Source organism: Marseilla massiliensis (assembly GCF_016899855.1).
Classification (GTDB): domain Bacteria; phylum Bacteroidota; class Bacteroidia; order Bacteroidales; family Bacteroidaceae; genus Prevotella.
In genome coordinates this window covers 1-14,514 of sequence record NZ_JACJJG010000068.1, presented here as the reverse complement: position 1 = coordinate 14,514, position 14,514 = coordinate 1, and the positions used below count along the sequence as shown (strand labels likewise).

Annotated in this window: 11 protein-coding genes; 5 read left to right on the top strand and 6 right to left on the bottom strand. The window is 51.8% G+C overall.

Features of this window, described 5'->3' with window-relative positions:
• From H6A34_RS10595 to H6A34_RS10580, 4 genes are all read right to left on the bottom strand, one after another.
• Positions 1-1,410, bottom strand: a 1,410-nt coding sequence (locus H6A34_RS10595) for an ATP-dependent DNA helicase RecG (protein WP_205105491.1), incomplete at its 3' end; no start/stop codon positions are given.
• A gap of 55 nt (positions 1,411-1,465) precedes the next feature.
• The gene (locus H6A34_RS10590) at positions 1,466-2,131 is read right to left on the bottom strand and encodes a 2-C-methyl-D-erythritol 4-phosphate cytidylyltransferase (RefSeq protein ID WP_021947560.1); all 666 of its coding nucleotides are present in this window, start codon (positions 2,129-2,131) and stop codon (positions 1,466-1,468) included.
• Between the two features lie 182 nt (positions 2,132-2,313).
• Positions 2,314-2,877 carry a DJ-1 family glyoxalase III gene (locus tag H6A34_RS10585; protein WP_205105490.1) on the bottom strand — a complete coding sequence of 188 codons (564 nt, stop codon included), beginning with the start codon at positions 2,875-2,877 and terminating at the stop codon, positions 2,314-2,316.
• Positions 2,878-3,016: 139 nt separating this feature from the next.
• Entirely contained in the window at positions 3,017-3,730 is a 714-nt protein-coding gene (locus H6A34_RS10580; protein ID WP_021947562.1) for a pyridoxine 5'-phosphate synthase, read from the bottom strand.
• Positions 3,731-3,875: 145 nt separating this feature from the next.
• Here H6A34_RS10580 and H6A34_RS10575 point away from each other — a divergent pair, with 145 nt between their 5' ends.
• Both H6A34_RS10575 and H6A34_RS10570 read left to right on the top strand, forming a co-directional pair.
• A complete protein-coding gene (locus H6A34_RS10575; protein ID WP_021947563.1) occupies positions 3,876-4,763 on the top strand; it encodes an NAD kinase in 888 nt (295 codons plus the stop codon).
• Positions 4,764-4,921: 158 nt separating this feature from the next.
• Positions 4,922-5,440 (top strand): TlpA family protein disulfide reductase, encoded by a 519-nt coding sequence (locus H6A34_RS10570; RefSeq protein WP_239480845.1) that lies wholly within the window; start codon positions 4,922-4,924, stop codon positions 5,438-5,440.
• A gap of 308 nt (positions 5,441-5,748) precedes the next feature.
• Here H6A34_RS10570 and H6A34_RS10565 read toward each other — a convergent pair whose 3' ends face one another.
• Both H6A34_RS10565 and H6A34_RS10560 read right to left on the bottom strand, forming a co-directional pair.
• A complete protein-coding gene (locus H6A34_RS10565) occupies positions 5,749-7,074 on the bottom strand; it encodes an SLC45 family MFS transporter (protein ID WP_021947565.1) in 1,326 nt (441 codons plus the stop codon).
• A 92-nt stretch (positions 7,075-7,166) separates the two neighbouring features.
• Positions 7,167-8,189, bottom strand: a complete 1,023-nt coding sequence (locus H6A34_RS10560) for a LacI family DNA-binding transcriptional regulator (protein ID WP_205105489.1) — start codon at positions 8,187-8,189, stop codon at positions 7,167-7,169.
• Positions 8,190-8,443: 254 nt separating this feature from the next.
• On the opposite strand from H6A34_RS10560, the gene H6A34_RS10555 reads away from it, so the two are divergent.
• The 3 genes from H6A34_RS10555 to H6A34_RS10545 are packed head-to-tail and all read left to right on the top strand — an operon-like array spanning position 8,444 to position 14,388.
• On the top strand, positions 8,444-11,473 hold the full coding sequence (locus H6A34_RS10555) for a SusC/RagA family TonB-linked outer membrane protein (RefSeq protein ID WP_205105492.1): 3,030 nt from the start codon (positions 8,444-8,446) through the stop codon (positions 11,471-11,473).
• Between the two features lie 44 nt (positions 11,474-11,517).
• Positions 11,518-13,197: a starch-binding outer membrane lipoprotein SusD gene (gene susD / locus H6A34_RS10550; protein ID WP_205105488.1), complete on the top strand. Its 1,680-nt coding sequence runs from the start codon at positions 11,518-11,520 to the stop codon at positions 13,195-13,197.
• 36 nt (positions 13,198-13,233) lie between these two features.
• A complete protein-coding gene (locus tag H6A34_RS10545) occupies positions 13,234-14,388 on the top strand; it encodes a SusE domain-containing protein (protein ID WP_205105487.1) in 1,155 nt (384 codons plus the stop codon).
• The last annotated feature ends 126 nt before the right edge of the window (positions 14,389-14,514 follow it).

The following is a 14,514-nucleotide window of genomic DNA, read 5'->3' as shown; positions in this document are numbered from 1 at the left end:
GTACAGGCTCGTCATCTGGTCGTCATACTTGTGCAGCGTGGTTATGGGCTTGCGGCCCGGAGGCAGCTCGTCGATTTGGCTTACATCAAGGTCGCCGTATATTGTCATGGCCAATGTGCGCGGGATAGGCGTTGCCGTCATCACCAGCACGTGCGGAGGGTTGTCGCTCTTGTTCCACAGCTTGGCGCGCTGAACAACCCCGAAGCGGTGCTGCTCGTCAATGACGACGAAACCGAGACGAGCAAACTGCACGCTGTCCTCTATCACCGCGTGCGTACCGACAAGTATCTTCACGCTGCCGTCGGCCAGTCCTTCAAGCACGCTACGGCGGCGCTTACCCTTCACTATGCCCGTAAGCAGCTCTACACGGACATCCATACCGTGCAGGAGCGACGTTATCGTGGCCAGGTGTTGCTCGGCCAGGATTTCCGTAGGGGCCATGATGCACGCCTGGTAACCGTTGTCCAGGGCTATAAGCATTGTCATAAGCGCGACCAGAGTCTTGCCGCTGCCCACGTCGCCCTGCAACAGGCGGTTCATCTGCCGCCCCGAACCCATGTCCTTGCGGATTTCCCTTATCACCCGTTTCTGCGCCCCTGTAAGTTCGAACGGCAGGTTATGGTAGAAAAAGTCGTTGAAATTCTTGCCTACACTTGTAAATACATACCCCCGGTATTTACGCTTACGGTCGCTGGCATAGCGCAAAATGTTCAGCTGTACATAAAAAAGCTCCTCGAACTTGAGGCGGAAATCGGCCTGCACAATATCGTCATTACACTTCGGGCAATGCTTTTTCCTGAAGGCCTCGTCCCTCGAAATAAGTTTGAAAGGCTGCGTTATAAACGCCGGAAGAGTCTCTTCCAGCGGAGTCTTGATACTGTCAAGAAGGTTTTTTATAAGCCGTTCTACGGCATGCGAGTTCATTCCCGCCTTCTTCATCCTCTCCGTCGTTACGTAATAAGGCTGCAAGCCCATCTGCGAGAGTTGCAGTTCTGAGGCGGGGTCGATGTCGGGATGGGCGAACTGGTAGCGCCCGTTGAACACCGTAGGACGCCCGAATATAATGTACGGCACGCCTATCTTCAGGTGCTCCATCATGTACTTGGCACCGGAGAACCATACGATGTCTGCCACGCCGGTACCGTCAGAGACATGGGCAACAAGCCTCGTGCGATGGAACCCCATCTCGAACGTCTCGAAACTGAGAATCTTCGCCCTCACCTGTACAAACGCCACATCACCCGAAATCTCGCCGATACGGTACACACGGCTACGGTCTACGTATTTATAAGGATAATACTCAAGCAAGTCACCATACGTCTTTACCCGCAACTCCTTCTCGAGCAACGCCTTACGGCGTGGCCCCACACCGGGTAAAAACTGTATGTCCTGATTGAGAATGTCGAGCATTTAGCATGTGTTTATAATACGGCTGAAACGTCCTGAAGCTTGGCTTCTACCACGTTTAACCCAATATCCTCGCCACACGGAGGTCGAACGGCGTCGTGATTTTTATGTTCTCGCGGTTGCCCTCGACGATGGTTATCTTCTGTCCGAAGCTCTCCACAACCGACGCATCATCCGTAAAAGCTTCACGGTAAGGCTGGCGATAAGCCTGCTTGAGCAACTGTATGTCAAACGTCTGCGGCGTCTGCACAAGCCTGTAGTCGTCCCTTGGCACCGTCTCGGTTGTTCCGTCGCCCACAATACGCCTCAACGTCTCGAACACCGGCACTGCCGGAATCACCGCCTTGGCAGTTCGGGCTGTCTCATAGCACGTCCTTATCACCTCAACCGACGGGAAGGGACGCACTCCGTCATGAATGCCGACCACGCCTTCGGCGTCGTCAGGTATCATGTCGAGGCCGTTCTTGACCGAATGGAAGCGTGTAGGACCACCCTCGGCCACAGTGTACGCCGAGGTATAACGATGTTTCTTGCATAGCTCAGACCAGTATTCGTGCTGTTCTTTCGGCAGCACAAGAATGATGGACATGTAGGCGTCGTACTCGCGAAAACGTTTAATCGTCTGCATCAACACAGGCAGACCGTTGAGCGGCAAGAACTGCTTGGGCACGTTGGAGCCCATTCTCTCGCCTTTGCCGCCCGCCACTATCACTGCATAATCCATGTATATTAATATAAGGTTGTAACTCAATGGGCACAGAGAGGGCACTATAAACATGGCCGCCAAGCGGTGCCGGAATCCGTGCCGGCACGGTATTCCTCCGGCACTGCCCGACAGGCCGTAGCAGGTTTATCCCTGCTTACCGCCCCACAGTATGTCCATTGATTGTAATCAATACGGTAAAATCACTTCAACATAAGGTGTTTGTACATCATGCCTTCGGCCACACCGTCGGCGGTTTGTCTGTCGGTAAGGGCCGCGAGCAGGGTGTAGGCATAAGGCAGAGTGGCCGCTGGGCCTTCGCCGGTAGTTATGTTGCCGTCCACCGTACAAAGCTCATGGGTATAGTCAGCGCCTTCAAGATATTTCTCGAAGCCTGGATAGCACGTCGCGCGCTTGCCTTTCAGCAGGCCGAGTCCGCCCAGCACCATCGGCGCGGCACAGATGGCAGCCACCATCTTGCCGCGTGCGTTCTGCTCTACTACGGCTTTCTTGACGCCTGCATGGTCGTTGAGGTTGGTAGCCCCGGGCAGTCCGCCGGGAAGCATGAGCAGGTCAGCGTCGCTGAAGTCGGCCTCCTCGAAGATCATGTCGGCCTGTATCTTCACTCCGTGGGCCGTCTCAACAAGCAATGAGCCTGTCACGCTGACGGTCTTGAACTCTACGCCGGCGCGGCGCATTATGTCTAAAGGTATGAGGGCCTCTATGTCTTCGAAGCCCGTTGCCAGGAATTCATAAACTTTTGCCATGGTTGTTTTATTTATTAATAGTGTTTTTTCATTAAGGGATAACGTAACAAGTTATGAAAGGGCGAGCTTGTCACGGCTTGCGGGAGCGGCTTACCCGACCCGACGCACGGCCTCAAGTGGCGTCCGTGGCGCCAGAAGCTTACCTAAGGCACTTGAGGTATGCCTGGATAGTGGGGTGCAACCCCATGTACAGAGCGTCGCAAATGAGGGCATGGCCAATGCTTACCTCGTCGAGCCAAGGTATGTTTTCGTGGAAATAGTGCAGGTTCACCAGGCTCAGGTCATGGCCCGCGTTGAGCCCCAGTCCTACCTCACGTGCCGTCCTGGCAGCCTCGACGAATGGGCGAATTGCCTCCGCGCGGTCGTCCATATATCCCGCGGCGTAGGGCTCAGTGTACAGTTCTACGCGGTCAGTGCCGCATTCCTTGGCCGCGGCAACCATCTCCTGGTCGGCGTCGACGAATATTGACGTCCTTATTCCTGCCTCCTTGAAGCGCCCGATTACATCGGTAAGGAATGCGCGGTTGGCCTTTGTGTCCCAGCCGTGGTTGCTCGTCAGCTGGTCGTCGGCATCGGGAACGAGCGTCACCTGCGTTGGTCTTACCTCCAGCACAAGGTCTATATATTTAGGTATAGGGTTGCCCTCGATATTCATCTCGGTCTTGACGAGCGGGCGTATGCCCCTCACGTCGCTGTATCTGATATGCCTCTCGTCGGGGCGTGGATGTACGGTTATGCCTTGCGCGCCGAACTTCTCGCAGTCAAGAGCCACCTGCAGCACGTCGGGATTGTTGCCTCCGCGCGAGTTTCTCAGTGTGGCCACCTTGTTGATGTTTACGCTTAATTTCGTCATTTTTTTGTTTTTTATGGATTATGCGATGTCCGTTATTCGGCAAAATATGTAATTTTGCAAATGCCTATAATCATCGGCAAAGTTACAAAATGTTTGGCATTTCCAAGCATGACATGCTTAAAAAGAAAATTAAAAGCTACATTTTATGGCACTTCGGAAAATGAGATTCGCCATCTTCGGCAACATATACCAGAGTCGCAAGTCGGCCAACATACAGAAAATACTGGCATGCCTTGACGAGCACGACGCCGAGGTGTGCATAGAGAGGCGGTTCTACGACTACCTGGTAAGCACGGGGCGCATAGCGGAAGGCAGCGTAGGGTTGTTCGACGACAGCCTGTTCGAGGCCGACTTCGTCATCTCCATGGGCGGCGACGGCACTCTGTTGCGGGCCGCGGGGCACGTTGGCAGCAAGGGTACGCCCATACTCGGTGTGAACATGGGGCGCCTGGGATTCCTGGCCGACGTGCTGCCGAGCGAGATTGAGGAAGCCATAGCGTCGCTGTACGACGGCAACTACGACATCGAGAACCATACCGTAATACAGGCCGAAGCCGACGGCAGGCCGCTGCAGGGCCCTTCATACGCGCTTAACGACATAGCAGTGCTGAAGCGCGACAATGCCTCGATGATAACGATACACGCCGAGGTTGACGGCGAATACCTCGTAACCTACCAGGCCGACGGCCTCATCGTGAGCACGCCCACCGGCTCGACGGCCTACTCGCTGTCGAACGGAGGCCCGATAATAGTGCCCTGCACGGGCACGCTGTGCCTCACGCCGGTGGCTCCGCACAGCCTCAACATACGCCCGATAGTCATTCCGGACGGCACGGTAATAAACCTTACGGTAGAGAGCAGAAGCCACAATTTCCTCATAGCGGTGGACGGACAGTCGGAGAAATGCGCCGAGGGCACAAGCCTGACCATACGCAAGGCGCCCTACACGATAAGGATAGTAAAGCGCAGCGGGCACCGCTACTTCTCCACCCTGCGCGAGAAGATGATGTGGGGAGCCGACTCGCGGGGATAAAAGGCTTAGCTTAAGAAGACATACCGGGCCAATTCAGCCTATCGGGCCATCAGCCTTATCTGTCTAATTCGGCATATTAGGCTAACTATGCCCAATATGCCTGATAAGCCGAATCAGCCTAAAAAGACATCGACAATTAACTTTTAACAGAATAGCCAATGCTCAAATTAAGAATGATTATTGCAGCCGTGGTGATAGCCTTGGCCGCAAACGTATCGGCGCAGGACGCCGACTCGCTTTACGCTAAAGACCTGTTGCAGCCCGGCACGGAGGCGCCCGACTTCACTCTGGCGGCGCCCGACGGCACGCGCCACAGTCTGTCGGAGATGAAGGGAAGCTACGTAGTGCTCGACTTCTGGGCTTCATGGTGCCCGGACTGCCGCAAGGACATTCCCGAAATGAAACGCCTGCACGACATGTACGGGCAGAGGATTAAGTTCGTGAGCGTATCGTTCGACGACAAGAAGGACAACTGGACGCGCTGCATCGAATCAAACGGCATGGACTGGCTGCACCTTAGCGAGCTGAAGAAATGGAAATCGACCGACGTATCGCGCCTGTACAACATCAAGTGGATACCGGCCATGTACCTCATCGACCGCCAGGGCACGGTCATACTGTCGACCGTCATGATAGACAAGCTGGCCGCCAAGCTAAAGGAGCTGCACGAACTATAGTGCCGGATACAGGAAAACGGCTGGCGCCAATACCCGAAAGACAGCCCGGCAAGACATCCGCAAAAAAACAAAACGTCGCATTCCGCAATACAGAATGCGACGTTTTACGTTGTAATACACCATCTTTTACAGTACGATTTGCCGTCTTTTAGATTGTAAGCGAAAGCCGGCAGCCAGCTTACGGAGAATCAACGCACATACATCCAGGAAGAAAATACGTAAGCAAAACGCGGCATAAACGTAACACTTTCAACCGCAATGACATGTCATAACGTCCCTGCACGGACAAGACCTACTGTCGAACGGTGTCAATTATGCTCACCGCTGGTCTCCTTTATGATGAACACGCTTAGCGCCCCGGCCACGAGAAGCACTCCCGATACGGTCATCATGCTGCTCTGCTCGCTGCCGACAAGGCTCAGTACTGCGCCGCCGAGCGCCGCTGCTATTATCTGCGGAATGCATATCGTGCCGTTGAACAGGCCCAGGTAAGTGCCCATGTGGCTGCCGTTAAGGGCGTTGGTTACAATGGCGAATGGCATTGCCAGCATTGCGGCCCATGCGCATCCGATAAGCAGGTAGGGCACGAAGAGCACATACTGGTTGTGCACGAAGGGCACCATCAGGAAGCCCGCGGCACCGAGCGCAAGGCTGATGGCGTAGGCAGCCTTACGGTTGGCGAACCTCGGCAGGGCCACGGCCCAGCACACGCTGCCTATAGCCTGCACGGCGAAGAGTATGCCAACCCAGTTGCCGGCCGCCTGGAACCCTTCAGAAGTCGGGTCGGTAGTGCCCCAACAAGTCTCGGCGATGGCTCCGTTGGTATAGTTCCACATGTACAGGAACGCCGCCCAGCAGAAGAACTGCACCAGCCCGACCGTCCAGAAAGCCTTGGGCGCGTCGCGCAGCAGCCTCAGCCAGTTGACCTTGTCCTCGTTGAGCGGCTTCGACAATCCGTGATACTCGGCATATTCCTTCGGCGGCATTTCCTTCACCTTGACCGAAGTGTATATCACGCAAAGTATCAATATGGCCGCGCCGATGTAGAAAGAGTAAATAACGGAGTCAGGTATTACGCCCTTCGGAGCGATATTGCTTATGCCAAGGAACGTGAAAAGGAACGGGAAGACGTAACCCACGAGCGAGCCGGCATTGCACAGGAAACTCTGTATCGAGTACGCCAGGGCCTTCTGCTTCTCGTTAACCATGTCGCCGACAAGCATCTTGAACGGCTGCATAGCCATGTTGATACTCGTGTCGAGGAACATTAACGACACCAGTCCGAACACCATGGCCGTAGACACGGCCATACCGAACGACCCGGCGTTGGGCAGCAGGCACATCACTATAACCGCCACAAGCGCGCCGATGAACAGATAAGGTATCCTTCGGCCGAAACGGCACCACGTCTTGTCACTGAATGTGCCAACCAACGGCTGCACGATAATGCCCATCAAGGGAGGGAGTATCCAGAAATAACTGAGGCTGTGCGGATCGGCGCCCAACGTTGCGAATATACGGCTGATGTTGGCGCTCTGCAAGGCGTACGCAATTTGTACGCCGAAGAAACCGAAACTCAGGTTCCAGAGTTTGGCAAAACTTAAATCAGGTTTTCTTTTCAAGTCAGTATTCATATTGTTTAAGGATTTATGTTAATTCACGATTCTCAATGCACAACCCAGTTTTGCACAAACTCAATTATGAATTATGCATTATGAATTATACATTACTTGGTGGTGCCCCTTACAATCAGCCTGGTCCTTATCACGCGCTTCTCCACCTTGTCAACAGGCATGCGCCCCTCGACCTTTGCGATAAGTATGTCGGCCGCCTCGCGCCCCACCTTATAGCCGTTCTGCTCTACGGTGGTAAGCATCGGGTCGCACGCTACGGCCCTCTGTCCGTTGGTAAACCCGCATACAGATATATCCTCAGGCACCCTGAGTCCCATGCGCTTGGCAGTGTACATTATGCCTATGGCCGTATCGTCGTTAATGGCGAAGAAAGCGTCGGGACGGTTGTCGGCATTCAACACCTCCGGCGTAATCCGCTCGGCATCCTCGCGGTTGTCGCAAATCTTCCTTATGCAGTCATTAGGATTTATTCCGTGCTTCAGCAATGCGTCATGCCAACCGTTATAACGGTTCTTCGAAATCTCGAGCGTCATCGACGAACCGTAGAAAGCAATGTTACGGCAACCGGTGCCAATCATATACTCTACGGCAGAATAAGCTCCCATATAGTCATCGACAACCACACGGCTGGCGTCCACGCCGGTGCAAATCCTGTCATAAAAGACAAGGGGCAACCCCTTGTTCATCAACGATATGAAGTGGTCGTAGCGCGAAGTGTTCTTCGACTGCGACACTATTATGCCGCACACCTTGTTCTCGTAGAACGAATTGCACGTCTCAACCTCACGCTCATATCTTTCGTCGCTCTGCGCAACAAGCAGCCTGTAACCGTATTTCAGGGCCTCGTCCTCAATTCCGCTCAATATCGACGAAAAGTAATAATGGGTGAATTGAGGGATTATTACCCCGATAATCTTCATCGTCTTGTTGTTACGCAACGACTCGGCCATTATGTTTGGACTGAAATCATGCGCCTTGGCATAAGCCACTATCTCGTTGCGCCGCTTCTCGCTTATACGCGGACTGCCTTTCAAGGCCCTCGAAACAGTTGCCACGGAGACTCCAAACTCCCTGGCAATATCTTTCATTGTTATAGGCACTCTGTTTTCAGGCATGATCCGTTTTGTTTTTCTACCGCAAAATTAGTTAATGCCTAACTATCTTTAAGATTACACCTTATAATATTTAAGGTTTTCAATGTGCAACCGATTGCGCAAACGAGAATGTATTTTTTAGTTAAAATGAAGAACAAATAATAATAAATGGACGTATTTTTGCACATGTGAAAACTGACCTTGAGACTGCGTTTTTTGAGACGTAGAATTAAAAATTTAGTATTATAAATGTTAACTTTAAAAGTACAAGAATGATGAAGCAGGTAAAAATCAAAACCCCTATTAGGATCCTGTCATTATTGATCGGGCTATTCCTATCAGTGGGCGCCTTTGCTCAGAATGAAGTCAAAGGAATCGTTAAGGATGCTTCTGGTGAACCGGTAATCGGCGCTACCATCCGTGTCGTAGGACAAGACGGCGGCTCTATTACCGACTTTGACGGAAACTTTACCATCAAAGCTGAACCGGGAGCTAAGATCCAGGTGTCTTACATCGGTTACAAGACCGTTGAAGTACCCGTATCCTCTAACATGGTAATCACTCTTCAAGACGACACCCAATTGCTTTCCGACGTTGTCGTAATCGGTTACGGCCGCGCAAAGAAGGAAGACTTGACAGGTTCGGTAACAGCCATCAAGCCAGATGAGATGAGTAAGGGTATCACCAGCAGCGCCAGCGACATGATCGTCGGCAAGATTGCCGGTGTTGACGTAATCACCGCAGGCGGTGCGCCAGGCGCGGGAGCGCAGATCCGTATCCGTGGCGGTTCGTCACTCAACGCAAGCAACGACCCTCTCTACGTAATCGACGGTCTTACCATCGACGGCAACACGGCTACCGGTATGAGTAACGTGCTCGCTATGATCAACCCGAACGATATCGAGACCTTCACTGTATTGAAAGACGCATCTGCAACAGCCATCTACGGTTCGCGCGCATCTAACGGCGTCATCATCATCACCACCAAGAAGGGACGCAAGGGCACAGGCCCGAAATTCTCTTACAACGGCGACGTAACAATCTCAACCACCCAGAAACGCTACGACGTGCTTAACGGCGATGAATACCGCGCACTCGTTGACCAACTGTGGCCGAATGGAGATGCTCCTGCACTCGGCGACGCAAACACAGACTGGCAGGACGAGATATTCCGTACTGCTGTCAGCACATCACACAACCTCTCTATGACGGGCGGACTCAAGAACATGCCTTACCGTGTATCAGTTGGATACCAAAGCAACAGCGGTATCATCAAGACATCTTACATGAAGCGTTTTAACGCATCCGTCAACCTTGCTCCGTCATTCCTCGACGACCACCTGAACTTTAACATAACCGCCAAGTTCATGGCCGAGAAAGACAGTTATGTAGACTCTGGCGCGGCTATCGGCGGAGCGCTCGCTATGGACCCGACCCGTTCAGTGTATGACCACAGCGAAATCGGTGATTCTTTCTTTGGCGGATATTACCAAAACTATCAGTCTACTGACGCTTATCCTGATAAAAGCTGGAATTACACGTCAAATACCAATACACCTCAGAACCCCGTCGCATACCTCAACCAAAGAAGCTGCATCGCCAATTCGAGCGACTTTAACGGTAACGTAGAGGTAGACTACAAGGTTCACGGATTCGAGGACTTACGACTCCACGCCAGCTACGGCGGTCAGTACACGTCAAGCACACAGGACGACTGGTCGTCACCCTATTCTTATGACAACAACTATTACGGCTGGAACGGCGTAACCAAGTACTATAAGTACAGCATTACCGCAAATGCCTACGCACAATACATGCATACGTTCGGATCTCATACCATCGACATAATGGCCGGCGCCGAGGAGTCTCACTACCACCGCAGCGGATACAACCAAGGCATGGGATGGGATTCATATACAAACGAACCTTATAATGAATCATTAAGGAGCGAAAAGGAATGGGCAACCCATAACTCACTCGTATCTTATTTCGGACGTTTGAACTATACACTCCTTGACCGTTACATGCTTACCGCTACGTTCCGTGCCGACGGTTCTTCACGTTTCGCCAAAGGACACAAGTGGGGCTACTTCCCGTCAGTTGCACTTGCATGGAAAATCAACGACGAAAAGTTCATGAAAAACATCAAATGGTGGAACGAGTTTAAACTCCGCCTCGGCTGGGGTCAGACCGGTCAGCAGGATATCGGCTCGGACTTCCTCTATGCTACTCTTTACACTATCGGAGACCAATACGGACAATACCAGTTTGGTACAGGATCGGACTCGTTCATTTATACGGTGCGCCCCTCTGCTTACAATCCCGACCTTACATGGGAAACTACAACCACATGGAACGCCGGACTTGACTTCGCTTTCCTGAACAACCGCATTACCGCCAATATCGACGGTTACTACCGCAAGACTACCGACCTTATTCAAAACGTCACAATCCCTGTCGGAGTGAACTTCGCACAGCGCATGGACCAAAATATCGGTTCTCTCGAAAATTATGGTATTGAGTTCTCTATCGGAGCGAAGCCCATCGTCACAAAAGACTTCACTTGGGACGTACAATACAACGTTTCATGGAATCACAACGAAATTACCGAGCTTGTCGGCGGTAACGATGGCTACAAAGTAGAGAGCGGCAACACCATCTCACGCGGAACGAGTACGCACGTGCAGGCACACACCGTAGGTGAACCGGCAAACTCGTTCTGGGTTTACCAACAGGTTTATGACGAAAACGGCAAACCTCTTGAAGGCGTATTCGTCGACAGAGACGGCAACGGTAAAATCACCAACGACGACCGTTACTTCTATCACAGCCCGGCAGCACCTGTGTACATGGGCCTTACGATGAAGTTTACTTACAAGAACTGGGACCTGAGCTTCGCCCTACGTTCGTCGATAGGCAACTATGTTTACTACGACTTCCTGTCAAACAAAGCTGTCATCAGCCAGCCAGGACTTTATTCAAACAGCTCATACAGCAATACAACTCAAGCCGCTGTCGATTTAGGATTTACAGGCACAGGCACAGGCTCACCATGGCTCAGCGACTACTTCGTACGTAATGCTTCTTACCTGAAGTGCCAGAACATTACACTCGGTTATTCGTTCCCCGCTCTGCTGAAGTACAACAACCAGGACTACTTCTCCGGACGCCTGTACTTCACCGTGCAAAACCCGTTCATAATAACCAAATATGACGGTCTTGACCCTGAAGTATCGAGCGGCATAGACAACAACCCGTACCCGCGCCCCCTGAGTTTCCAGCTTGGCGTAAACCTCAACTTCTAATGAAGTACATACATGTTACATGAAATAACAAAAAGGATATAACAATGAAAAATATATTTTTTAAGACTATCGCGGCTGCTATTGTGGGCATTGGACTCACTGGCTGTGTGAACGATTTGGACATAAGTTCAATCGATCCGCAATCATCCAGCTCATATGAGGAGGAGCAGCTTTTCGCAAAATGCTACGGAGTGCTTGGCCTGACCGGCCAGCGTGGTGGTACAGGCAATGGCGACTTGAGCGATGACGAAGGCGAATCCGGCTTCTACCGCACCACGTTCAACCTTCAGGAATTGCCTACCGACGAGCTTATGTGGGCATGGCAGACAGACCCGGACATTCCGCAAATCACGATGATTGGATGGAATTCAAGCTCCACCCGCGTATTGTGGGCATATACCCGCCTGATGTATGACATCACGCTGTTCAACAAATATCTGCAGGAAGTACCCGACAACGAAGAGTACAGCCAGAAGCGCGCAGAGATACGCTTCCTCCGTGCATTGCATTACTGGTACTTGCTCGACCTGTTCGGCAAAGTACCGTTCAAGACTGACTTCGACATCAACCAACTGCCTGTTGAATACAGCGGCGCCGAAGCATATGACTGGATAGACAAGGAGCTGACCGAAATAGAACCGCAGATGGCGGAGGTCGGCGCATTCTGCAACGACCAGTACTTCGGGCGTGCCGACCGCGGAGCGGCTTACATGCTGCACGCACGCCTTGCCCTCAACTCGAAGGTTTATACAAAAGGTGCAGTTGAGGATTACCAGAAAGCCATAGACTATTGCGACCAGCTGATCAACAGTGGAGCATACGACCTGTCACGCCTGGCCAAAAACGGGAACTCGGGCTACGCACAGCTTTTCATGGCCGACAACGACGTCAATACTGAAGCACGCCAGGAAATAATATTCCCAATCCGCCAGGACGGACTTCATACAAGACAATATGGAGGCTCGCTCATGCTGATTGCAGGAGCACGAAGCGCCGCTATGCCCAATTACGGAATGAGGGAAAGCTGGACATGCCTTTTCGCACGCAATGCCATGATTTCAAAGTTCTTCGAGAACCAAGACGCAATACCTCTTGCTGAAGAAGCCGCGCCTAAAGATGCGACCTCAGACGAAGTAGTCGCGCTTGACGAACAATACGGCACAACAATACAAGACCTCCTCGACTTGGCCGGCGATGACCGCGCACTGTTCTACAGCGGTTGCGCCAACGGCGTACGAAAGCTGAAAACGGACAAAGTCTCAGCTTTCACCGACGGACTTTCTGTAGTAAAATGGACCAACCTGAAGAGCGACAATACTGCTGGACAGAATGTATCATGGCCTGATACGGACATTCCATTGTTCCGCCTCGCCGAAGCTTATCTTACCCGCGCAGAGGCTAAATATCGCCTGAGCGGTAACCCGAACGATGCCCGTGCCGACATACAGGAGCTGCACAACCGCGCAAACGCCGATGCCGTACCGGCCAATATCGACGAGATGTACATCCTCGACGAGTGGTGCCGCGAGTTCTTTATGGAAGGCCGTCGCCGCAGTGATCTCGTACGTTTCGACTGCTTCACTGGCAACAAATACGTATGGGACTGGAAGGGCGGCGTCGAGAACGGCATAAGCGTTGACCCACACTTCAACGTATATCCTATTCCCGCCCAACACACCTTGGAAGCCGGCAACGGTAACCTGACGCAGAATGACGGTTATTAATCACATTCAAGACAACAATTAAAGCAAGAAGAAATTATGAAAAATATATTTAAAAGCCTGCTCGTTCCGGCCTTCGCCCTTGCGGTAGTTCCCTTCTTTGCCTCATGTAGCGAGGACAGGGACGACAACCCTACGCTTAGGCAGCCGGCCGGTAACCTGACATTGACCGCTCCGGCCGGTTCGGAGACAACAACGTATGACTTGTTGAACACCGAGAGCCTGACGGTAACATCAACGGCTCCTGACTATGGATTCTCCGCACTGATACTATATCAAATCCAGGTGTCACTGACCGAAGATTTCGCAACGTCAAGAACCCTTGGCAATGTAAACCAAACGTATTCAAATGCCAACGCTACACCTGAAGTAAGCTTCGAATGCAGGGAGCTTAATGACTCTATCGTATCGCTGTATCAAGCAGCCAACGGCGGAGCAAACCCGACGCAAGACCCCATGACGGCATACATACGTGTACAGGCCAGCGTCAGCGGCTCGAACACAGCCTATGTCTACTCCAATCCAGTAGCGCTAAGCGTGATAGCGCAATATGTAGAAACGACGCCTGACTTGTATTACTTGGTTGGATTAAACGGTGATTGGAATCCAAGTACAAATTACATATTATATCCAACATCAACAACCGTTTACAGCTACACAACATTGGTAAACAACGGAAGCATAAAATTCTGGCTCAACACTGACATCAGCAATTGGAAAGCTGCTTATGGCTGCTCAACCGATGGAGATAAATCTGTTTCCGGCACATTAGTCAAATCCACCGAAGCAGCTGAAGCCGGTGCAATAGGTGTTCCAACAGACGGTGAGTATTATACATTCACTGCCGATATTGAAAACATGACCTATACATGGACAAGGCTCGAGAACCAGAAACCGACCTCATACTCTACCATCGGTCTTATCGGAATAGGCGGAGATTGGAACAACGATATCGCAATGACAGAAGTTGCGCCGCACAACTGGTATATTAACACAGAAATAACCTCAGACACCGAGATTAAGTTCCGTGCGGATAACGGTTGGGCTGCAAGTTGGGGTAACGGCAATAACCTTAATGACACAAATTATGGCACGGCCGAGTTCAATGGCGGAAACATGACAATCTCTGCCGGCACGTATGACATTTACTTCAACGACATCACGACAGAATTCGTATTCGTACCTGTCGAGTAAACATTCGTTGACACTCTATAAACAACCGCTTGCGCATGAGACACCGCGCAAGCGGTTGTTTTTTATTCAAAGTGCATGTATCCATATAATATAATTTTTCAATTTTCAGCTGTCATCTGTCAGCCT

Coding starts and splice junctions, on each gene's coding strand:
- H6A34_RS10590 (WP_021947560.1), bottom strand. CDS start 2,131: ATGGATTATGCAGTGATAGTGGCGGGCGGCAAAGGCGAGAGAATGGGC.
- H6A34_RS10585 (WP_205105490.1), bottom strand. CDS start 2,877: ATGGCAAAAGTTTATGAATTCCTGGCAACGGGCTTCGAAGACATAGAG.
- H6A34_RS10580 (WP_021947562.1), bottom strand. CDS start 3,730: ATGACGAAATTAAGCGTAAACATCAACAAGGTGGCCACACTGAGAAAC.
- H6A34_RS10575 (WP_021947563.1), top strand. CDS start 3,876: ATGGCACTTCGGAAAATGAGATTCGCCATCTTCGGCAACATATACCAG.
- H6A34_RS10570 (WP_239480845.1), top strand. CDS start 4,922: ATGCTCAAATTAAGAATGATTATTGCAGCCGTGGTGATAGCCTTGGCC.
- H6A34_RS10565 (WP_021947565.1), bottom strand. CDS start 7,074: ATGAATACTGACTTGAAAAGAAAACCTGATTTAAGTTTTGCCAAACTC.
- H6A34_RS10560 (WP_205105489.1), bottom strand. CDS start 8,189: ATGCCTGAAAACAGAGTGCCTATAACAATGAAAGATATTGCCAGGGAG.
- H6A34_RS10555 (WP_205105492.1), top strand. CDS start 8,444: ATGAAGCAGGTAAAAATCAAAACCCCTATTAGGATCCTGTCATTATTG.
- susD (WP_205105488.1), top strand. CDS start 11,518: ATGAAAAATATATTTTTTAAGACTATCGCGGCTGCTATTGTGGGCATT.
- H6A34_RS10545 (WP_205105487.1), top strand. CDS start 13,234: ATGAAAAATATATTTAAAAGCCTGCTCGTTCCGGCCTTCGCCCTTGCG.